Here is an 18,685-nt window from a genome sequence, read left to right on the forward strand (position 1 = left end):
GGACATCCAGGACCTCGACACCACCCGGCCGCGTCCCGTCCGGGGCCACGACCGGTTTCCGGGCCGCTACAGGCCGAGCACGTGGGCGATGGTGCGCAGCACGCCGTCGTCGTTGTTGGACGGGGCCAGGTAGCGGGCCCGGCGAATCACCTCGGGGTGGGCGCCGGCCATGGCGAAGGACCACTCCGCGGCGTCGAGCATCCCCAGGTCGTTGAGGTAGTCGCCGAACGCCATGGTCTGCGCGGGCGTGATGCCGAGCGCCCGCTGGAGGCCGCGCACGGCGGTGCCCTTGTCGGCGGTGCGGTTCATCACGTCCACCCAGTGCTCGCCGGAGACGACGACCCGGTGGGTGGCGGCGAACCCGGCGAGGGCCGGGGCGACGGTGTGCTCGGCGGGCCCGAAGTCGAACACCGCCACCTTGATCACGTCGTCGTCGACGGCGGTGACGTCCTCCACGATCCGGTGCTCGGCGTAGTACTGGCGCACCTCGGCGAGAAACGCCTCGTCGCTCCGCTCGACGTACGCCGCCCGCTTGCCGCAGACGACGGCGCCGACGTCCGCGCCGCCCTCGGCCAGCCCCCGCACCGTCCGCGCGATCCGCGCGGCGACGGACCCCGCGAGCGGGTCGGAGGAGAGTTCCACACCGTCGCGGACCACGTACGTGCCGTTCTCCGCGATGAACACCATGCCCTCGGCGACCCGCTCGAACTGCCGGTGCAGGGTCGCGTACTGCCGTCCGCTGGCCGGGCTGAACAGCACCCCGCGGCGGCGCAGCCCGTCGAGCATCGGCCACAGCCCGTCGGGAATCCGCTTGGCGTCGTCCAGCAGCGTGCCGTCCATGTCGGTCACGATCAGCCGGATGTCTGCGGGGCCGGCGGGCAGGGCGGCGGTGTCGGGGAGGGGCGTGGGTATGGCGGGCATGTGCTGCTTCCGGTCGGGTGCGGGGGTACCGGTCCAGTGTTCCTCATCCGCCCGGCGGGCCCCGAACCGCCCGGTGTCCCGTTTCCCGGGACAGCGCGATCACCGGGAGGCACAATGACCGCGGAGAACAGCACGTGAGAAGGGCAGACAGGTGAGCAACGGCCACTCCCCGGCGACCGGGACGGCACGGCTGGACACCAGCGTCGCGCACAACGCGCGGGTCTGGAACCACTGGCTGGGCGGCAAGGACAACTACGAGGTCGACCAGCGGGTGGGCGAGCAGATCGCCGGGATGTTCCCGGTGATCCGTGCGGTGGCCCGCGCGGACCGGGACTTCCTGGGCCGGGCGGTGCGCTACCTGGCCGCCGAGCGCGGGATACGGCAGTTCCTCGACATCGGCACCGGGCTGCCCACGGCCGACAACACCCACGAGATAGCCCAGCGGGTCGCGCCCGAGTCGCGGATCGTGTACGTCGACAACGACCCGATCGTGCTGGTGCACGCCCGGTCGCTGCTGACCAGCTCGCCCGAGGGGGCCACCGACTACATCGACGCCGACGTGCGCGACCCGGACGTCATCGTGCGGGGCGCCGCCGCCACCCTCGACCTGGACCGGCCGGTCGCGGTGATGATGCTGGGCATCCTCAACTTCGTGCCGGACACCGGCCAGGCCCGGGAGGTCGTACGCCGGATCATGGCGGCCGTCCCCTCCGGCAGCCATCTGGTGCTCACCCATCCGACCTACGACGCCGAGGCGGGCGGTGCGGGCAACGTCGCCGCGATGGAGTTCTGGAACGCCCACGCCACCCCGCCGATCACCGCCCGGAGCCGCGACGAGATCGCCGGTTTCCTCGACGGCCTGGAGCCGGTCGAACCCGGTCTGGTGCCGTGCTCGCGGTGGCGCTCCGGGTCGGAGGCCGCCGTGGTGCCGCAGTACGGCGCGGTGGCCGTGAAACCCTGAGCCCGGCCCCGGCCGTCCCCCGCCGGCCGGGCCCGTCGAGGAGGACGCATGACCACGCTCGCCGACCCCCGCCCCGGTGGCCGCCCCGGTGACCTGGAACGGGCCTTCGCCCTCGGCACGGGCCTGGCCGCCCGGGGCGTGCACGGCATCGTCCTCGCGTACGTGGACACGGCGGGCGTGTGCCGGGTCAAGACGATCCCGACGGCACGGCTGGAGGCGGCCGTGGCCTGGGGGGTCGGGATGTCGCCGGTGTTCGACACGTTCCTCGCCGACGACTCGATCGTCACCACCGACGTCCTCGGCTCCCCCGACGGCGACCTCCGGCTCTACCCCGACCTCGACCACCTCGTGGCGCTGGCCGGGCAGCCCGGCTGGGCGTGGGCGCCGGTCGACCGGATCACCCAGGAGGGCGAGCGGCACCCCGGCTGTGCCCGGACCTTCCTGCGCCGGATGGTCGCGGACGCCGCCGGCCGCCATGGCCTCGCCTTCAAGGCGGCGATCGAGATCGAGTGGGCCGTGGGCGCCGGTACGGCACCCGCCGGCGAGTTCGTCCCGGCGGCCACCGGTCCGGCCTACGGCGCCGTCCGGCAGGTGGAGCTGAGCGACTACACCGCCGAGCTGCTGGCCGCGCTCGCCGCCCAGGGCGTGGACGTCGACCAGATCCATCCCGAGTACGCGCCCGGGCAGTTCGAGGTCTCGGTGGGCGCGCTGGACCCGGTGGCGGCGGCCGACCGCAGCGTGCTGGTGCGGCAGACGATCCGGGCGGTGGCCCAGCGGCACCGGCTGCGGGTCTCCTTCGCGCCCGCCTATCTGCCCGAGGGCGTCGGCAACGGCGGCCATCTCCACCTGTCGTGCTGGCGCGACGGGGTGAACCTGCACTCCGGCGGCGAGGGCCCGTACGGCATGACGGCCACGGCCCGGTCGTTCCTGGCCGGGGTCCTCGCCCATCTGCCCGGCCTGACCGCGGTGACCGCGCCGAGCCCGGCGAGCTATCTGCGGCTCCAGCCCTCCCAGTGGGCGGGGGTGTTCACCGCCTGGGGCCGGGAGACCCGCGAGGCCGCCGTGCGGATCGTCACCGGCACCGCGGGCCGCCGGGACCAGGACGCCAACATGGAGGTCAAACCCGTCGACCTGGCCGCCAACCCGTATCTGGCGCTCGGCTGTGTGATCGCCGCCGGACTGGACGGCATCACGGCCGGGCGTCCGCTGCCCGGGGAGATCACCGGCGACCCGGCCCGCTACGGCCCCGAGGAGGCGGCGGCCCTCGGCGTACGGCGGCTGCCGCGGTCGCTGCCGGAGGCCGTCGAGGAGTTCCGCGCCGACCCGGTGCTGCGGGCCGCGCTGGGCCCGGTCCTCGCGGACGCGGTCAGCGCCGTACGGCTCGGCGAGGCGGCGGCCGTCGAGGGACTCGCCCCCACCGCGCTGGCCGCGGCCTACCGCTGGGCGTACTGACCATGGCCGCGCCGGGACCGGTCCACGAGGCCCTCGCCGCGCTGCCGCTGGTGGACCACCACTGCCACGGCGCGGTGACCGCCGACCTGGCCGCCGGGGAGTTCGCGTCTCTGCTCACCGAGGGCGCGGCCTGGCCCGGCGTCTCCCCCTTCGACACCCCCGCCGGCGTGGCCGTACGCCGCCACTGCGCCCCCCTGCTGGACCTGCCCCGGCACGCCCCGCCCGCCGACTACATCGCCCGGCGCGCGGAGCTGGGCTGGCGGGAGGTCAACCGGCGCTTCCTGACGGCGTCCGGGACCGGGGTGTTCTGCGTGGACACCGGTTTCGCCCCGCACCCGGTCACCACCCCCGCCGAGCTGGCCGCGGCGGCCGGCGCCACCGCCCGCGAGGTCGTCCGGCTGGAGCGGGTCGCCGAGGCGGTGGCGGCGCGGGGTGTGGCGGCGGGCGCGTACGCGGCGGTGTTCCGCGCCGCCGCCGAGGAGGCCGTACGGCGGCCCGGTGTGGTGGCGGTGAAGTCGGTCGCGGCCTACCGCACGGGCTTCGCCCTGGACCCCGGGCGCCCCACGGACGCCGAGGTGACCCGGGCGGCCGGGAGCTGGCTGGCGCGCGGCGGACGCCTCGCCGACCCGGTACTGGTACGGCACCTGCTGTGGACCGCCGTCGAGCTGGGGCTGCCGCTGCAACTGCACACCGGCTTCGGTGACGCGGACCTGCGGCTGCACCGCGCCGACCCGGCCCTGCTCACCGACTGGCTGCACCGCACGGCCGGCACGGTGCCGGTCCTGCTGCTGCACTGCTGGCCGTACCACCGCCAGGCGGCGTATCTGGCCGCGGTGTTCGAGCGGGTGTACCTGGACGTCGGTCTCGCCCTGCACCACACCGGCCCGGCCCGCTGCCGGACGGTGCTCGAAGAGGCCCTGGAGGTGACCCCGTTCCGCAAACTGCTGTACAGCTCCGACGCCTACGGTGTGGCCGAGTTCCACCACCTGGGCGCCCTGTGCTTCCGCCGGGGCCTCGCCGGTCTGCTGCAGGACCGCGTGGACGCCGACGAGTTGACTCTGGCCGACGCCCTGCGGATCGCCGACTGGACGGGCCGTGACAACGCCCGCCGGCTGTACGGACCGCCCGTATCCGAACCGGCCCGCGATCCCGGCGGGCGCCCCACCCGGAAAGTATGATCAAGCAATGTCTGACATGACCGAGACCACGCCCGGCTGGCTGACCACGGACGAGCTGGAGATGGCCAGGGCCCGGATGCCGATCCTGTACGTGGAGGCCGTGCCCGTGCGCGTGGACGACAGCGGTGAGGTCACCAGCATCGGGCTGCTGCTGCGGATCGGCCCGGACGGCACGGTCAGCCGGGCCCTGGTCTCCGGCCGGGTGCTGCACCACGAGCGGGTGCGCGACGCGCTGCTGCGCCACCTGGAGAAGGACCTCGGGCCGGTCGCCCTGCCCCGCGTCCCCACGTCCCTTCAGCCGTTCACCGTCGCGGAATACTTCCCGACGGCGGGCATCACGCCGTACCACGATCCACGCCAGCACGCGGTGTCCCTGGCCTACATCGTGCCGGTGACCGGCGACTGCCGCCCCCGCCAGGACGCCCTGGACCTCGTCTGGTTCAGCCCCCAGGAGGCCGCCTCCCCGGCCGTCCAGGGCGAGATGCCGGGCGGCCACGGGGTCCTGCTGAAGCAGGCGCTGGCGCATGTGGGGGTGGTGTCGTCCTGACCCCGTGCCGGGAGGCCGGCGGGCGGCGGTGCTCGCGACTCGGCGACGGCACGGGCACGGGCACGGAGGAATTCCGCGGCCCGGCCGCCCTCAGCACCCGCCGGTGAGGTCCACGAGCATCCAGGGCGCCGGTCCGGTGCCCTCGTGCCAGGCCCGCAGGGCCGGCCGGTCGAAGCACACGATCCCGCACTGTTCGGCGTACTCGGCGGCCGGCGCGGTGAAGTCGCTGGTGGTGACGAGGGCCGCGACGTCGGCCTCGTGCACGGTGTAACAGGTGCCGCCGAAGCGCTGCAGGTCCTGGGAGCCGACCCGGTGCCCGTCGCCGTAGCGCTTGCACTGGATGACGATCCGCCGCCCGTCGGGCGTCACGGCCAGCACGTCGGCGCCCAGGTCCCCGGCGCCGCCGACGACTTCGACGCCGGTGCAGCCGTCCCGCTCGCACAGGACGGCCACCGCCTGCTCGAACTCGTCGGGGTCCAGGGCGTCGTAGTCGTAGGCGGGGACACCGGTGAGGTACCGGTCGTCGGCGGCCGGGACGGCCGGCGCGGGCGTCTCCCACTCCTCCAGCGCCGTGTGCACGCCTTCTTCCAGCGCCGCGGCGGCCCTCCGGGCGGTGCGGGCGCCGGACAGGCGGTGCCGCCGGCGCCCCCACGCGAGGACGGCGGCGAGACCGACCAGGCACAGGACGGCCACCCAGGCGGGGCGCCGCTCGGCGGTTCCGGCCAGCGTGCGGACGGCGAAACCGAGGACACACACGGCGAGGGCGAGCAGCACGAAGAACAGGGCGGTCGCGCGGAGGTCGAACGACCGGCGGCCGGTGCGTGGTCGTATGCGGCGTGCGGGCATGGTCACGAGGTGACGCCCCCTTCCCCTGACGGAACATGAAGATCACTTCCGTCTGCCCGCAAAGCGCGCTTCCCACAACACCGGGCGCTCCGCGACGGGTTCACGGTGTGAGCGAGGGCCGGTCCCGGACACCTCCGGGACCGGCCCTGGACCGCCGCTGGACTGAATGCCTGCTCGGTACCGGCGAGAGACGGTCAGCGAGTCCGCTTCTGCGTCGGCGGGTGGACGGCGGGCGGCGTGGCGTGCCGCGCGGGAGCCTTCTCGGGCGCCTTCAGCCGGCTGTCGCGGAACCCGGCGGGCGAGGCCGACTCGGAGCCCGACCAGACGCCGCCGCCGCGCCATGCGGAGCCGTCCCAGACGTAGGCCGAGGCGAGGGTCCCGTAGTAGCCCTCCCCGCATGCCTGCCACCCGCCCCAGTCGTAGACCAGCTCCGGCCCGTAGGGTCCGGGGAACTCGCCCCCCGTCTGGCCCGTGGCACCGTACTTCCAGGCGCTGGTGCGGCACACCGCCCAGGCGGAACCGTTCCACCGGTAGACGGTGGCTCGCGTGGCGGCCCAGCCGTCGGGCCGGGACAGGCCGGTCCCGCACCCTTGGGTGAGCGCGTAGGTGTGGGAGTACGCGAGGTTGCCGGACAGCGTGCCGGGCCGCACGTGGTCGATTCCCGCGTCCCCGCGGACACACAGGCCGGAACCGTTGTACACGGTCACCATCCTGGCCCAGGTGTACGCGTTCGCCGGCTGCGTCCAGACGGCGGCCATCAGCAAGGTGACGGCCGCGCACCACACGGCTTTCAGAGTCAGGCGGAATGCTGCCATGGTCCCTCCGTTTGTCGATGCGCCGGTGCACCCGGCTCCCGTGGGCGGAATCGGTGCGGAACCGGACGGCTCGATCGGTTCCGACGGCCGGTCAGGACAGGGGCGGCCGGCGGGATGCCGGGATACGTGACGTGGCCGGCGTACTCACGGCCCCGCGGGACGAGGTGCTGCGCCGGGACCGCGCACCGGATGGCCCCGGGAGGGTGGGCCTCCCTCGGCTCACCGCCTCCCACCATAGGTGCTCCGGTCACCGCACGCCTGTCGGCGGCCACGCGGCAGCGGACCTGTAAGAGGCCCCCACGCCCTGCCGCGATGCCCCTCCGACAGCCCCGGGGCGACCGGATACAGTGCGCGGGACAGCAGCCCGGCCGGGGAGGGGAAGCATGACCGACACCAGCGACACCCGGCCTGCGGAGGGTGAGGCGCGAGCGCCGCGGCAGAGCGGACTGCGCCGCCTGATGCGGTACATCCCTCTGATCGCCCCCGTCCTGCTGTGGGCCGTGCCCTGCTGGGTGCTCCTGCACAGCGGCCAGCACTGGCCGCTGCCCGTCACTCTGGCCGGCACCGCCCTGTTCGCCCTCGGTCTCGTCGGCATGCCGCTCGCGATGGCGCGCGGCCACGGGCGGCGCCAACAGGACCGGGCGGCGATCATCGGCGACACCCTGCTGGGCGCCAGCTGGATCCTGTTCACCTGGTCCGTTCTGCTCGGTGTCCTCTTGAGGCTCGTCCTGACCGCGGCCGGCGCCGGCGGGAGCCAGGACCGGGCCCGGATCGTCACCTGGGCCGTCCTCGGCGTCACCGCCGTACTGCTCGGCTGGGGGTACGCCGAGGCCCGCCGCGTGCCACGCGTGCGCCGAGTCGACGTGCGGCTCCCGCGGCTGGGTCCCGGGCTGGACGGCCTCCGCGTCGTCCTCGTCACCGACACCCACTACGGCCCGCTGGATCGCGCCCGCTGGTCGGCGCGCGTGTGCGAGACGGTGAACACCTTGGAAGCGGACCTGGTCTGCCACACCGGCGACATCGCGGACGGCACGGCCGAACGCCGGCGCGACCAGGCCGTCCCGCTCGGTACCGTGCGGGCCACCCGTGCCCGGGTCTACGTCACCGGCAACCACGAGTACTACAGCGAGGCCCAGGGCTGGGTCGACCTGATGGACGAGCTGGGCTGGGAGCCGCTGCGCAACCGCCATCTGCTGCTCGAACGCGGCGGCGACACGCTCGTGGTCGCCGGGGTGGACGACGTCACCTCCGCGTCCTCCGGCCTGGCAGGCCACCGAGCCGACCTCGCCGGAGCCTTGCGCGGCACCGACCCCGCCCTCCCCGTCCTGCTCCTGGCGCACCAGCCGAAGTTCGTCGACCGGGCGGCAGCCTCCGGTGTCGACCTCCAGCTCTCCGGCCACACCCACGGGGGCCAGATCTGGCCCTTCCACCACCTCGTCCGCCTCGACCAGCCCGCCCTCGCCGGCCTCAGCCACCACGGCCCCCGCACCCTCCTCTACACCAGCCGCGGCACCGGCTTCTGGGGCCCGCCGTTCCGCGTCTTCGCCCCCAGCGAGATCACCCTGCTCGTCCTCCGCTCCCCACACCCGCCCACCTCTCCGTAGCAGCGGGCGGGCCGGCACATCGCGGGGGCGGTCCACCGGCCGGGCGCGAGCGCTGTCCCGACCGCGCATCACGTCTGTCCGCCCCGATCGTGGGTGGGCAGCTACTCCACCGCGCACGGAAGAGCGGGGCTCACGACGTTCCCGCCGACAGCAAGCGCCCGGGCGCCGGGCTTCGCCCTCCCCGCCGGGGGGCGTCTTCGTTTTCGGGCCGGCCGATGTCCGTCCGGTCGCCGTTCAGGGCCGGTCGTCGGGGAGGATCAGCCTCGGCGAACTGCTGATCGTCGCCAGGGATCACCGGCCAAGGGCCACCCGGCCGAGTGCTCGAGCGCCGTGCCAGTCGTGCGGGGCCCCGAAGATCACCCAGACGCCCGGGGCGATGCCCGCGACCATGATCGCCGCACCGCCGAGGCGACGTAAGCCGTGACTCATGGATGCGTCCTCGCCCCTCGCGGACCGGCGCTCAACACGGCAGTGACCGTCGGGCACGGATCAGGCCAGAGCCGGCAGGAAGCCCCCGCGGGTCGTGCCCGAGGAGAACAGCGCGGGCCAGTCCAGTGTCTCCGGGAGCCGGTCCACGGACAGGACGACCGCGCCGCCGGCCTGCTCGGCGTCGGCGCACCAGTCGCCCATGCCGCCCGGTGCCGCGCCGCCGTCGGTGCAGCCGATCACCGGCGCGGCGAGCGCGGGGACGAGGACTCCGTGGTCGCCGGGACCGTCCACGACGCACAGGGTGAGCCGAGGCACGATGCTCCAGCCCTCGCACCGGGGCATCGGCCGGTCCGGCGCGGTCAGTGGCGGCAGGGCGTCGTGGACGGGCGCTCCCGCCAGCAGAAGCACGGGCGTGGCTCCGCGAACGAACAACGTGTTTCCGGGATCGAGCAGCATGGGACCACTCTTTCAGCCCGCCGGCCGCTTATGAATGCCGAACGACGCCCCACGACTGCCGATCCGTGTCCTACGGCTGCCGGCCGGCCTCCTCGGGTCTCTCCCCGCGGTTCAGCTTCCGCAGCGTCTCCCTGCTCCAGCCGGAGATGCGGGCCAGGTCCGACTGCCGGACGCTGCCTATCGCCGCGTCGCGCAGTGAGGACTGGAGTGCCTCCGTCGCCTCCTCCAGGCGGGCCAGGGCCTCGCGACGGCGGCCAGCGTCCCTGCGCACCTTCTGTTCCAGGACGCTGCGCAGGGAGAACACCGCGGGCCGGCCACCGGCTCCTTGCACCCGGACGAGGATGCGCAGGCCGGGGGCGTCCGGGGCGACCAGGACCGCCACCGTCTGCCGGTGCTGGGCCATGTAGCGGTCGAAGGCCTGCACGGCGGCGTCGGCGGCGTGGTACCCGTAGAACCAGCTCGGAGTGACGGCCTGCGTGCCCCAGTCGTCGGCGCCCCCGCGCTGCACCTCGACGGCGAACACCATCCGCTGCGGACGCGCCTGTTCCATGGCTCCCCTCCGGAAGTCACCTTGTCCCACCATGGATCACGAGCTACCGCCCGACCAGCGACCGCCCGGCCCGGAGAGCAGGCCGGACCGCCCAGGGTTTCCACTGGTCAGCAGAGGCCTTACCAGGATCCCTCACTTCAGTGAAACGTGCCACTGTCCGAGCATCAACAAGCGCCCGCAGCAACGGTGTCGACGTCCGGGCCCGCGCGCCGGCGAAGGGGGCCCGGCGGCACGGGAGTTCCGGTGATCGGTAGAATCGGCCGCAGGAGAGGGGAGAACACACCGTGCGGCTTCGTTGCCTGGTGCTGGACGACTTCCAGGGGGTGGCCACCGAGGTGGCCGACTGGTCGGCGCTCGGGGACCGGGTGGAGGTCGTCGCGCTGCGCGAGCACCTTCACGACGAGGACGCCCTCGCCGCAGCCCTCGCCGACTACGACATCGTCGTCACCCTGCGCGAACGCGTCCCCTTCCCCGGCTCCCTGATCTCCCGCCTCCCCCGGCTGAAACTGCTCGTCGCCTCCGGGATGCGCAACAGCGTCATCGACTACGCCGCCGCCGAGGCGTACGGCGTCACCGTGTGCGGTACGGAGAGTTCGGGCACCCCGCCGGTCGAGCTGACCTGGGCGCTGCTGCTCGGTCTCGCCCGGGGCATCGTCCAGGAGAACAACGCCCTGCGCGCGGGCGGCCCCTGGCAGTCGACCGTCGGCGCCGATCTGCACGGCCGCCGGCTGGGGCTGCTCGGGCTGGGCAGGATCGGCAGCCGGGTGGCACGGGTCGGCCTCGCCTTCGGGATGCGGGTCTGCGCGTGGAGCCGGAACCTCACCGAGGAGCGAGCCGGGGAGGTGGGCGTGGAGCCGGCCGGCTCCAAGGAGGAACTGCTCGCCGACAGCGACTTCGTCTCCGTTCACCTGGCCCTCGGGGAGCGCACCCGCGGCCTCGTCGGCGCCGCCGAACTCGCCCTGATGAAGCCGACCGCCTACCTGGTCAACACCTCCCGCGCGGCCATCGTCGACCAGGACGCGCTGCTGGCCGCGCTGCACGAGGGCCGGATCGCCGGCGCCGGCGTCGACGTCTTCGACATCGAGCCGCTGCCCGCCGGCCACCCGATGCGCACCGCGCCCCGCCTCCTGGCCACACCCCACCTCGGCTACGTCTCCCGGGCCAACTACACGACGTACTACGGCCAGGCCGTGGAGAACATCCAGGCCTACCTCGCGGGCTCCCCGATACGACGCCTGCCCTGAAACCGGCTACAGCGGCGGCCCCGATCCCTGAGGCTGCTCTGTCGGGTCAAGCTACTCGCCCAGCGCATCCCGTCCACCGGCCCCGACCCCGACGCCCGCCTGTTCACCGGCCCGCGCGGCGGACGCATCTTCACCGCCGTCCTGCGCGACGCCACCCACTGGGACGACGTGGTCATCCGACTCGGCTACGAACACCTGCGCCGCCACGACCTCCGGCACACCGGCCTGACCTGGTTCGCCGACGCGGGAGTCCCCGTCCACGTCCTGCGGCGCATCGCCGGCCACGGCTCCCTCATGACCACCCAGCGCTACCTCCACCCCGACGTCCACAAGCTCACGGCTGCCGGCGCCGCACTCTCCGCCCGCCTCAGCGCGGTCCGCGCCCCCCGCTCGCTCCCCAGCCCGATCGTCATGACCCGCTGACACCGGTCAAGCGAGCGCTGGTCCCCAACAGGTCCCCAAGAATGATCAAGGGCCGGTTTCGGATGTCTCCGAAACCGGCCCTGATCTGCGACTGTCTCCAGTCGGGACGACAGGATTTGAACCTGCGACCCCTTGACCCCCAGTCAAGTGCGCTACCAAGCTGCGCCACGTCCCGGTGCGGTCTGACCTGGGGTTTCCCCGGCCGAACGCGCAGGGAAACAATACCGCACTCGGCTCGGTGATCGCGCGCCCCTTTCGGCGTTGACCTCAAGTTTGGTTGAGGTTGCACGATCAACCGTATGACGATCGCAGCGGAACAGCACCGTACGTACGGCTACGACGACCTGCCCCGGCTGATGGGCCTGCTGACGGGTGACGAGAAACACGGACCGGCGGCCACCTCCACGCTCGACGCGCTGTGGGTGCTCTACGACCGTGTGCTCCGGGTCACCCCCGAGCGGCGCGCCGATCCCGGCCGGGACCGCTTCCTGCTCAGCAAGGGGCACGGCCCCATGGCCTACTACGCCGTGCTGGCCGCGAAGGGCTTCGTGCCCGTGGAGTGGCTGCCGGGGTTCGGGGCGTACGACTCCCCGCTCGGGCATCATCCGGACCGGGTGCTGGTGCCGGGCGCCGAGATCGGCAGCGGATCGCTCGGGCACGGGCTGCCGATCGGCGTGGGCAGCGCGCTGGGTCTGCGTGCCCAAGGCCGGACCGATCCGGCGGTCTGGGTGCTGATCGGGGACGCCGAACTGGACGAGGGCAGCAATCACGAGGCGATCGCCTTTGCCGGACCCGCCGGGCTGGACCGGCTGCACACCGTCGTGATCGACAACTCCTCCGCCAGCCACGCGCTGCCCGGGGGCATCGCCGCCCGGTTCGAGGCCGCCGGCTAGTCCGCGGTGACCGTGGACGGCCGCGACCACGACGCCCTGTACGCGGCGTTCACCGCGCCGCATCCGGGCCGGCCGCACGTCGTCGTGGCCCGTGTCGAGCCGAAGCACGCCTGACCCTCCCCCGTTCCGCTCCTCTCCTCTCCTCTCCTCGAAAGGGCACATCCGTCATGGACACCATGCGTGACCGCTTCGCCCCCGTCGTCTCCCGGCTGCTGGACGAGGACCCGCGGGTCGCCGTCGTCCTCGCCGAGATCGGCCTCGACGGCTTCCGGGACGCCGTGCGGCGCCATCCCGACCGCGTGATCAACGTCGGCATCCGCGAACAGTTGCTGGTCGGGGCGGCGGCGGGGCTGGCCCTCACCGGCCTGCGGCCCGTCGTGCACACCTTCGCCAGCTTTCTCGTGGAGCGGCCGTTCGAGCAGGTCAAGCTGGACCTGGGGCACCAGAACACGGGGGCGGTGCTGGTGAGCGCCGCCGCCTCCTTCGACTGGCCGGCCGGCGGCCTCACCCACATGGCGCCGGGCGACGTGGCCCTCCTGGACACGCTGGACGGCTGGACCGTGCATGTGCCCGGGCATCCGGACGAGGCCGCGACACTGCTGCGGCACGCGGTCGCCGCGGGCGACGACAAGGTGTACGTACGGCTGTCCGTGCAGTCCAACCGGCACGGGCGGCCGGTCGACGGGCAGCGCTTCGGCACGGTCCGCGAGGGCCGCTCGGGTGTCGTGGTCGCCGTCGGCCCGCTGCTGGACACCGTCCTCGCCGCCACGGAGGGGTTGGACGTGACCGTGCTGTACGCGACGACGGTACGGCCCTTCGACGCGGCCGCGCTGCGCCGGGCCACGGAGTCCGCCGGTACGGACGTGGTGCTGGTCGAGCCGTATCTGGCGGGGACCTCCACGGCCGCGGTCGCCGAGGCGCTGTCCGATGTGCCGCACCGGGTGCTCGGCCTCGGCGTCGGCCGGCGCGAGCTGCGCCGCTACGGCACGATCGAGGAGCACGTGGCCGCGCACGGCCTGGACGCGGCGAGCCTGCGGGAGCGGATCGGCGGGTTCGTGGGGGCCGGGCGGGTGCCGGCGGGCCGGTGAGACCCGGTGCGTCAAGGGGAGGCCCGGTGTGCCGGGGGCGTCAGGATGCCTGTGCCTTGGGGCCTTGGCGGGTGGGGGCGGGCGGTTCGGCTCGGGGCAGGTCGCGTATCGCCGGTACCGCCAGCAGGAGCGCCGCCACGGCCAGGCTCACCGCGGCGGCGGTCAGCAGGACGTGTCCGGCGCCGAGCGCTCCGGCCGCCGGACCGGCCAGGGCCTGGCCGACGGGCATCATGGCGAGCGAGCCGGCCACGTCGTACGCGTGGATGCGGTTGAGGACGTCGGCCGGGACCTGCGTCTGCACGGTGGTCGCCCACATCACGCCCCAGAACGACATGCCGGCACCGGCGAGCGCGGCCCCCGCCGCCATGGCCGGCACCCCGAGGCCCGCCCCGACCGTCGCCGGGAAACCGAAGAAGGCGAAGAGGGACAGCGCCCCGGCGCGGAGCATGCGGCGCGGACGCAGCCGCAGGGCGAGCAGGCCGCCGACCACCGTGCCCGCGCCGAGGGCCGAGTTCACCAGGCCGTAGGCGCCGGGGCCGTGGTGCCGGACGACCTCCGTCGCGACCAGGGGGACGGTCGGGCCCCATACCGCGATCATGTACAGGCACCAGACGGCGATCACGCCCCACAGCCAGGCGCGGGAGCGGAACTCCCGCCAGCCGTCGACGAGATCGGCGCGGAAGCGGTGCGGGGCGGAGCCGGTGGCGGCGCGGGCGCCCGCGGCCGGCGGGGGCAGCCGGAGCAGCAGCAGGCACAGGGCGCTGAGCGCGTAGGTGGCGGCGTGCGCGGCGAAGACACCGCCGGCCGAGGCGAGGCCGACCAGGACGCCGGCGACGGCGGGGCCCGCGAGCTGGGCGGCGGACTCGGCGATCCGTATCGCGCCGTTCGCGCCCTGGACGTCCGTGGCGAGGCGGGGCACGGTGCTGGCCACGCCCGGCTGGAAGACCGCGCCGGCCACGCCGTTGACGACGCCGACGGCACAGATCTGCCACAGCACCACGTGCCCGGCGAAGAACAGGCCGGCGGCGAGGGACTGGGTGCCGAGGCGGACGAGGTCGGCGCCGATCATCAGCCTGCGGGTGCTGAACCGGTCGGCGACGACCCCGCCGAAGACGACCAGGCCCGCGAACGCGGCGGCGGTGGCGGCCATGGCGAGGCCGACGGCGCCCGCGCCGTACCCGTGCTCCAGCAGGCCCGCGGCCAGGGCGACGGGCAGCATGGTGTCGCCGAGCCGGGCGACGGCCCGGGCCGTGAAGAACAGCGCGAAGTCCCGCGACCACACGGCCGGGGCACCGGTCCCCGTTCCCCGCGACCGCCGCGTGGCGAGAACGCGCCGCGCATCCGCTCCGGTCATCCCGACCGCTCCCCTCCCCGTCGCCCTGACAGCGGCACCGGCGCCTCCGGCGGCCCCGGTGCCCCTCCGTGCCTCGCCGCCGTCACCGGCGATCCCGGCCTTGGCGGCGACCCCCGTCTCCACTCCTCGTCCGCGGGGTTCCGCCGGGCCGTCACGTCACCGTGCCGCCGGCCTGGCCGGCCGGGCGTGTTCCCCGTCGTGGCCCGCCCCCCGTCGCGGGATCATGCCACTCCCCCGCCCCCGCCCACCGGGATTTTCAGTCCCCGGACGGAAGCCCCAACTCGGGGTGGGAGTCCAGGAGTCGGGGCGGGGCGGCCTGGCGCCAGGAGTCGGCCAGGATGTCCCGCAGTTCGTCCTCGTCCTCCAGGGCGGCCAGTCTCGCTCTCACCCAGGCGAACTGGGCCTCGTGGCCGGCGATCCAGAACTTCTCCGGCTCGGCCAGCACCAGTTCGTCGCGCTCCACCTTGGGACAGCGCACGGCGATGGACGTCTCGTTCTCGGGCAGGGTCGCGAACATCTTCCCGGCCACCCGGAACGTGGGCATGCTCCAGGCGACCTTCTCCGTGGTGTCCGGCAGGGACAGGGCGATTCGGCGTACGTCTTCTGCGTCCGGCATGCCACGCAAGGTAGCTCCCGCCACTGACAATCGGCCTGCGGGCTCAGCCGCCGAGCCGCTTGTAGTACAGCGTCGTCGGCCGCGGGTCGCCCGCCGGGCTCGCCGCGTAGTCGGGGATGGTGCCGGCCATGGTCCAGCCGGCCGCGCGGTACAGCCGCTCGGCGGGGCTGCCGGTCTCGGTGTCGAGGTGGAGCAGGGTGCGGCCGTCGGCCGCGGCGGCCCGCTCGGCGGTGGCCAGGAGCCGTCGGCCGAGCCCCTGCCCGCGTGCGCTCCGGTGCACCATCAGCTTCACCAGCTCGGCCCGGTGCCGGCTGTTCGGCTTGTCCGGGAAGTCCAGTCCGACGGTGCCGGTGATCCGGTCCCGGTCGTCCAGGGCCGCCCAGACGGCGAGCCGGCCCGCGGCCACGGACTCCGCCCGCTCCCGCCACCAGGCGACCGCCTCGGCGTGCCCGAGCGGTGCGAGGAAACCGACGGAAGCGCCCGAGGCCACCGTGTCGGCCAGCAGCTCCGCCAGGCCGTCCGCCCGTCCGCGCACCCGGTCGCCGCTCCAGCGCTCCACCCTCATGGCCGTACCACCGCCAGGACGTAGCGCGCCGTGTCCGGACCGGGGCAGTGGAACCGGGTCGCGCCGGTCACCCGCATCCGCAGGCAGTCCCCCGCGTCGAGGCGGTGGGCCTGCTCGCCGACGGTGACCTCCAGGGTCCCCGCCAGCAGCCACAGGTGCTGTTCCAGTCCGGGGACGGGCGGACGGTCGTAGGCGAGGTCCGCGCCCGGGGCGAGGCGGCCCTCGACGAGTTCGCCGCGCAGCCCGGCGTGCGGCGGGGACACGGAGCGCCGGACGAAGCCGGCCCGGCGGTCCTCCCAGACCTGCTGACCGGCGGCCCGGACCAGGGGCGCCGGGGCCGCCTCGACCTCGCTGAGCAGCTGGGACATGGTGCGGCCGTAGACGTGGCAGAGCCGGTTCAGGACGGCGGCGGTGGGGCTGGTCTCCGCGCGTTCGGCGCGGGACAGGGTGGACCGGCTGACTCCGCTGCGCTCCGCCAGCTCGCCCAGGGACCAGCCGTGCTGGGCGCGCAGTTCGGCGAGCCGGGCGCCGATCAGGAGATCGACAGGCTCCTCGCTTCTCATGTCCGGGACGCTATCCCTGATATGAGACGGCCCTGTTACGGGCGCCTCACACCGGTGCCCGCTTCGCCGAGCGCGTCCAGTACCGGGCGGATCAGGGGGTGGTCCTCGGCGCCCCGGCGCACGGCGGCGAAGACGCGGCGGGTCGGGGCGACGCCGTCGACGGGGCGTACGACCACGCCGGCGAGGTCCATGCCGCACAGCGCGGAGCGCGGTACGAGGGCCACGCCCACGTCGGCCGCGGCGAGCGCGACGACGGCCCGGAAGTCGTCGGAGGAGTGCTCCAGGCGCGGCTGGAAACCGGCGCTCTCGCAGGCGAGGACGACCACGTCGTGGCAGGGGTTGCCGGGGTACGGGCCGATCCAGGTGTCCTTCGCCAGGTCGGCGAGGGGCACCTCGGGCGCGTCCGCGAGCCGGTGCCCGAGGGGGACGACCGCGTCGAACGGCTCGGCGTAGAGCGGGACGTGGGTCAGGCGGGGGTCGTCGGCGGACGGGGCGCCCCGGTACTCGACGGCGACCGCCACGTCCACCTGCCGGTCCAGGACCATGGGCAGGCTGGCGTCCCCCTCCGCGTCCTGCACCCTGATCCGTATGCCGGGCGCGCCGTGGGCGAGGCGGGCCACCGCCGGGGCCACGACTTGGGCGATGCCGGTCGCGAAGGCCGCCACGGTGACGGTGCCCGCCTCGCCGGAGCCGTAGGCGGCCAGCTCGGCCTCGGCCCGCTCCAGCTGGGCGAGGACCACGTGGGTGTGGCTGAGCAGGATCTCGCCGGCCGGGGTGAGCCGTACGCCCTTGGCGCCGCGCTCCACGAGGCGGTGGCCGGTCTCCTGCTCCAGGGCCGTCAGCTGCTGGGAGACGGCGGAGGGGGTGAGGTAGAGGGCGGCGGCCGCCGCGGTCACCGTGCGGTGGTCGGCCACCGCACGCAGGATGTGGAGCCGCCGTGCCTCGATCATGCCCCCGATTATCCCAGCTCGTCCGGCCTGGTCAGGCCGCCAGCTCGGCGCGCGCCGCGACGAACGCGTCCACCGCCCGGTCGACGTCGGCCGCGGAGTGGGCGGCGGACAGCTGGACCCGGATGCGGGCCTGGCCCTGCGGGACGACCGGGTAGGAGAAGCCGATCACGTACACCCCGCGCTCCAGCAGCAGTTCGGCCATGCGGGCCGCCTTCGCCGCGTCGCCGATCATGACGGGGGCGATGGCGTGGTCGCCGGGCAGGACGTCGAAGCCCTCCTCGGTCATCCGGCGGCGGAACAGCGCGGTGTTCTCGCCCAGCCGCACCCGCAGGTCGTCGGCGGACTCCAGCAGGTCGAGGACCTTCAGGGAGGCGGCGGCGATCACCGGGGCGAGGGTGTTGGAGAACAGGTACGGGCGGGAGCGCTGGCGCAGCAGGGCGACGATCTCGGCGCGGGCGGCGACGTAACCGCCGGAGGCGCCGCCGAGGGCCTTGCCGAGGGTGCCGGTGACGATGTCGACGCGGTCCATGACGCCGTGCAGTTCGGGGGTGCCCCGGCCGGTCGGGCCGACGAAGCCGACGGCGTGCGAGTCGTCGACCATGACCATCGCGTCGTAGCGGTCGGCGAGGTCGCAGATCTCGCGCAGCGGGGCCACGTAGCCGTCCATGGAGAAGACGCCGTCGGTGACGATCAGCCGGCGGCGGGCGTCGGACGCCTCCTTCAGCTTGGCCTCCAGGTCCGCGAGGTCACGGTTGGCGTAGCGGTACCGGCGGGCCTTGGACAGGCGGATGCCGTCGATGATGGAGGCGTGGTTGAGGGCGTCGGAGATCACCGCGTCCTGCTCGCCGAGCAGGGTCTCGAAGACACCGCCGTTGGCGTCGAAGCAGGAGGAGTACAGGATGGTGTCCTCCTGGCCGAGGAACGCCGACAGCCTGGCTTCCAGCTCCTTGTGCACCTCCTGCGTGCCGCAGATGAAGCGGACGGAGGCCATGCCGTAGCCCCAGCGGTCCAGGGCCTCGTGGGCGGCGGCGATCACCTCGGGGTGGTCGGCGAGGCCGAGGTAGTTGTTGGCGCAGAAGTTGAGGACCTCGCCGGGACGGCCGCCGGCGGTGACGTTCACGGTCGCTGACTGCGGGGTGCCGATGACCCGCTCGGGCTTGTGCAGGCCGGCGGCGCGGATCTCGTCGAGGGTGGCGCGCAGGTCGTCGCGCACGGTGTCGAACATGGGGG

General features: G+C 74.2%; 19 protein-coding genes, 1 tRNA gene and 2 pseudogenes. 9 read left to right on the top strand and 13 right to left on the bottom strand.

Going from position 1 to position 18,685, the window contains the following annotated elements; translation table 11 throughout:
- Positions 1-66: 66 nt before the first annotated feature.
- Complete coding sequence (locus tag ACZ4W9_RS30845; protein WP_467941281.1) at positions 67-921, bottom strand: Cof-type HAD-IIB family hydrolase; 855 nt, start codon at positions 919-921, stop codon at positions 67-69.
- Between the two features lie 151 nt (positions 922-1,072).
- Between ACZ4W9_RS30845 and ACZ4W9_RS30850 the strand changes: the two genes are divergently transcribed.
- The 4 genes from ACZ4W9_RS30850 to ACZ4W9_RS30865 are packed head-to-tail and all read left to right on the top strand — an operon-like array spanning position 1,073 to position 5,059.
- On the top strand, positions 1,073-1,882 hold the full coding sequence (locus ACZ4W9_RS30850; RefSeq protein WP_467941282.1) for an SAM-dependent methyltransferase: 810 nt from the start codon (positions 1,073-1,075) through the stop codon (positions 1,880-1,882).
- Positions 1,883-1,930: 48 nt separating this feature from the next.
- Complete coding sequence (locus tag ACZ4W9_RS30855; RefSeq protein WP_467941283.1) at positions 1,931-3,334, top strand: type I glutamate--ammonia ligase; 1,404 nt, start codon at positions 1,931-1,933, stop codon at positions 3,332-3,334.
- Between the two features lie 2 nt (positions 3,335-3,336).
- On the top strand, positions 3,337-4,512 hold the full coding sequence (locus tag ACZ4W9_RS30860; protein ID WP_467941285.1) for an amidohydrolase family protein: 1,176 nt from the start codon (positions 3,337-3,339) through the stop codon (positions 4,510-4,512).
- 16 nt (positions 4,513-4,528) lie between these two features.
- The gene (locus ACZ4W9_RS30865) at positions 4,529-5,059 is read left to right on the top strand and encodes an NUDIX hydrolase family protein (protein WP_467941350.1); all 531 of its coding nucleotides are present in this window, start codon (positions 4,529-4,531) and stop codon (positions 5,057-5,059) included.
- Between the two features lie 90 nt (positions 5,060-5,149).
- On the opposite strand, the gene ACZ4W9_RS30870 is transcribed toward ACZ4W9_RS30865, so the two are convergent.
- Entirely contained in the window at positions 5,150-5,911 is a 762-nt protein-coding gene (locus ACZ4W9_RS30870; RefSeq protein WP_467941286.1) for a restriction endonuclease, read from the bottom strand.
- 188 nt (positions 5,912-6,099) lie between these two features.
- The gene (locus tag ACZ4W9_RS30875) at positions 6,100-6,720 is read right to left on the bottom strand and encodes a hypothetical protein (RefSeq protein WP_467941287.1); all 621 of its coding nucleotides are present in this window, start codon (positions 6,718-6,720) and stop codon (positions 6,100-6,102) included.
- Between the two features lie 383 nt (positions 6,721-7,103).
- On the opposite strand from ACZ4W9_RS30875, the gene ACZ4W9_RS30880 reads away from it, so the two are divergent.
- Complete coding sequence (locus ACZ4W9_RS30880) at positions 7,104-8,324, top strand: metallophosphoesterase (RefSeq protein WP_467941289.1); 1,221 nt, start codon at positions 7,104-7,106, stop codon at positions 8,322-8,324.
- Between the two features lie 291 nt (positions 8,325-8,615).
- Here ACZ4W9_RS30880 and ACZ4W9_RS30885 read toward each other — a convergent pair whose 3' ends face one another.
- From ACZ4W9_RS30885 to ACZ4W9_RS30895, 3 genes are all read right to left on the bottom strand, one after another.
- The gene (locus ACZ4W9_RS30885; protein ID WP_467941290.1) at positions 8,616-8,753 is read right to left on the bottom strand and encodes a hypothetical protein; all 138 of its coding nucleotides are present in this window, start codon (positions 8,751-8,753) and stop codon (positions 8,616-8,618) included.
- Between the two features lie 60 nt (positions 8,754-8,813).
- Complete coding sequence (locus ACZ4W9_RS30890; protein ID WP_467941292.1) at positions 8,814-9,161, bottom strand: hypothetical protein; 348 nt, start codon at positions 9,159-9,161, stop codon at positions 8,814-8,816.
- 118 nt (positions 9,162-9,279) lie between these two features.
- Positions 9,280-9,759, bottom strand: coding sequence for a hypothetical protein (locus ACZ4W9_RS30895; protein ID WP_467941293.1), 480 nt, complete (start codon positions 9,757-9,759; stop codon positions 9,280-9,282).
- Between the two features lie 284 nt (positions 9,760-10,043).
- Here ACZ4W9_RS30895 and ACZ4W9_RS30900 point away from each other — a divergent pair, with 284 nt between their 5' ends.
- On the top strand, positions 10,044-11,003 hold the full coding sequence (locus ACZ4W9_RS30900) for a D-2-hydroxyacid dehydrogenase family protein (RefSeq protein ID WP_467941294.1): 960 nt from the start codon (positions 10,044-10,046) through the stop codon (positions 11,001-11,003).
- Between the two features lie 51 nt (positions 11,004-11,054).
- Positions 11,055-11,426: pseudogene (locus ACZ4W9_RS30905) on the top strand (tyrosine-type recombinase/integrase); the annotation flags it as partial.
- A gap of 101 nt (positions 11,427-11,527) precedes the next feature.
- Here ACZ4W9_RS30905 and ACZ4W9_RS30910 read toward each other — a convergent pair.
- A tRNA-Pro gene (locus ACZ4W9_RS30910) sits at positions 11,528-11,601 on the bottom strand.
- Between the two features lie 124 nt (positions 11,602-11,725).
- Between ACZ4W9_RS30910 and ACZ4W9_RS30915 the strand changes: the two are divergent.
- Both ACZ4W9_RS30915 and ACZ4W9_RS30920 read left to right on the top strand, forming a co-directional pair.
- Positions 11,726-12,433: pseudogene (locus tag ACZ4W9_RS30915) on the top strand (transketolase).
- A gap of 53 nt (positions 12,434-12,486) precedes the next feature.
- On the top strand, positions 12,487-13,407 hold the full coding sequence (locus ACZ4W9_RS30920) for a transketolase family protein (RefSeq protein WP_467941296.1): 921 nt from the start codon (positions 12,487-12,489) through the stop codon (positions 13,405-13,407).
- Between the two features lie 40 nt (positions 13,408-13,447).
- Here ACZ4W9_RS30920 and ACZ4W9_RS30925 read toward each other — a convergent pair whose 3' ends face one another.
- The 6 genes from ACZ4W9_RS30925 to ACZ4W9_RS30950 all read right to left on the bottom strand — a co-directional run bounded on the left by ACZ4W9_RS30925 (position 13,448) and on the right by ACZ4W9_RS30950 (position 18,680).
- On the bottom strand, positions 13,448-14,761 hold the full coding sequence (locus ACZ4W9_RS30925; protein ID WP_467941297.1) for an MFS transporter: 1,314 nt from the start codon (positions 14,759-14,761) through the stop codon (positions 13,448-13,450).
- A 256-nt stretch (positions 14,762-15,017) separates the two neighbouring features.
- Positions 15,018-15,377, bottom strand: coding sequence for an MmcQ/YjbR family DNA-binding protein (locus ACZ4W9_RS30930; protein ID WP_467941299.1), 360 nt, complete (start codon positions 15,375-15,377; stop codon positions 15,018-15,020).
- Between the two features lie 43 nt (positions 15,378-15,420).
- Positions 15,421-15,942, bottom strand: coding sequence for a GNAT family N-acetyltransferase (locus ACZ4W9_RS30935; protein WP_467941300.1), 522 nt, complete (start codon positions 15,940-15,942; stop codon positions 15,421-15,423).
- Positions 15,939-16,505, bottom strand: coding sequence for a helix-turn-helix domain-containing protein (locus ACZ4W9_RS30940; protein ID WP_467941301.1), 567 nt, complete (start codon positions 16,503-16,505; stop codon positions 15,939-15,941). The genes ACZ4W9_RS30935 and ACZ4W9_RS30940 overlap by 4 nt, the downstream gene beginning before the upstream one ends.
- 35 nt (positions 16,506-16,540) lie before the next feature.
- Positions 16,541-17,455: a LysR family transcriptional regulator gene (locus ACZ4W9_RS30945; RefSeq protein ID WP_467941303.1), complete on the bottom strand. Its 915-nt coding sequence runs from the start codon at positions 17,453-17,455 to the stop codon at positions 16,541-16,543.
- Between the two features lie 31 nt (positions 17,456-17,486).
- Positions 17,487-18,680: a glycine C-acetyltransferase gene (locus ACZ4W9_RS30950; protein WP_467941304.1), complete on the bottom strand. Its 1,194-nt coding sequence runs from the start codon at positions 18,678-18,680 to the stop codon at positions 17,487-17,489.
- Between the last annotated feature and the right edge of the window lie 5 nt (positions 18,681-18,685).

The organism is Streptomyces sp. NPDC029296, from assembly GCF_055569255.1.

Bases quoted from the DNA above. Each gene is read 5' to 3' on its own strand.
- ACZ4W9_RS30935 (WP_467941300.1), bottom strand. From the start codon at position 15,942: ATGAGGGTGGAGCGCTGGAGCGGCGACCGGGTGCGCGGACGGGCGGAC.
- ACZ4W9_RS30865 (WP_467941350.1), top strand. From the start codon at position 4,529: ATGACCGAGACCACGCCCGGCTGGCTGACCACGGACGAGCTGGAGATG.
- ACZ4W9_RS30860 (WP_467941285.1), top strand. From the start codon at position 3,337: ATGGCCGCGCCGGGACCGGTCCACGAGGCCCTCGCCGCGCTGCCGCTG.
- ACZ4W9_RS30885 (WP_467941290.1), bottom strand. From the start codon at position 8,753: ATGAGTCACGGCTTACGTCGCCTCGGCGGTGCGGCGATCATGGTCGCG.
- ACZ4W9_RS30940 (WP_467941301.1), bottom strand. From the start codon at position 16,505: ATGAGAAGCGAGGAGCCTGTCGATCTCCTGATCGGCGCCCGGCTCGCC.
- ACZ4W9_RS30895 (WP_467941293.1), bottom strand. From the start codon at position 9,759: ATGGAACAGGCGCGTCCGCAGCGGATGGTGTTCGCCGTCGAGGTGCAG.
- ACZ4W9_RS30950 (WP_467941304.1), bottom strand. From the start codon at position 18,680: ATGTTCGACACCGTGCGCGACGACCTGCGCGCCACCCTCGACGAGATC.
- ACZ4W9_RS30855 (WP_467941283.1), top strand. From the start codon at position 1,931: ATGACCACGCTCGCCGACCCCCGCCCCGGTGGCCGCCCCGGTGACCTG.
- ACZ4W9_RS30945 (WP_467941303.1), bottom strand. From the start codon at position 17,455: ATGATCGAGGCACGGCGGCTCCACATCCTGCGTGCGGTGGCCGACCAC.
- ACZ4W9_RS30920 (WP_467941296.1), top strand. From the start codon at position 12,487: ATGGACACCATGCGTGACCGCTTCGCCCCCGTCGTCTCCCGGCTGCTG.
- ACZ4W9_RS30880 (WP_467941289.1), top strand. From the start codon at position 7,104: ATGACCGACACCAGCGACACCCGGCCTGCGGAGGGTGAGGCGCGAGCG.
- ACZ4W9_RS30925 (WP_467941297.1), bottom strand. From the start codon at position 14,761: ATGACCGGAGCGGATGCGCGGCGCGTTCTCGCCACGCGGCGGTCGCGG.
- ACZ4W9_RS30930 (WP_467941299.1), bottom strand. From the start codon at position 15,377: ATGCCGGACGCAGAAGACGTACGCCGAATCGCCCTGTCCCTGCCGGAC.
- ACZ4W9_RS30875 (WP_467941287.1), bottom strand. From the start codon at position 6,720: ATGGCAGCATTCCGCCTGACTCTGAAAGCCGTGTGGTGCGCGGCCGTC.
- ACZ4W9_RS30845 (WP_467941281.1), bottom strand. From the start codon at position 921: ATGCCCGCCATACCCACGCCCCTCCCCGACACCGCCGCCCTGCCCGCC.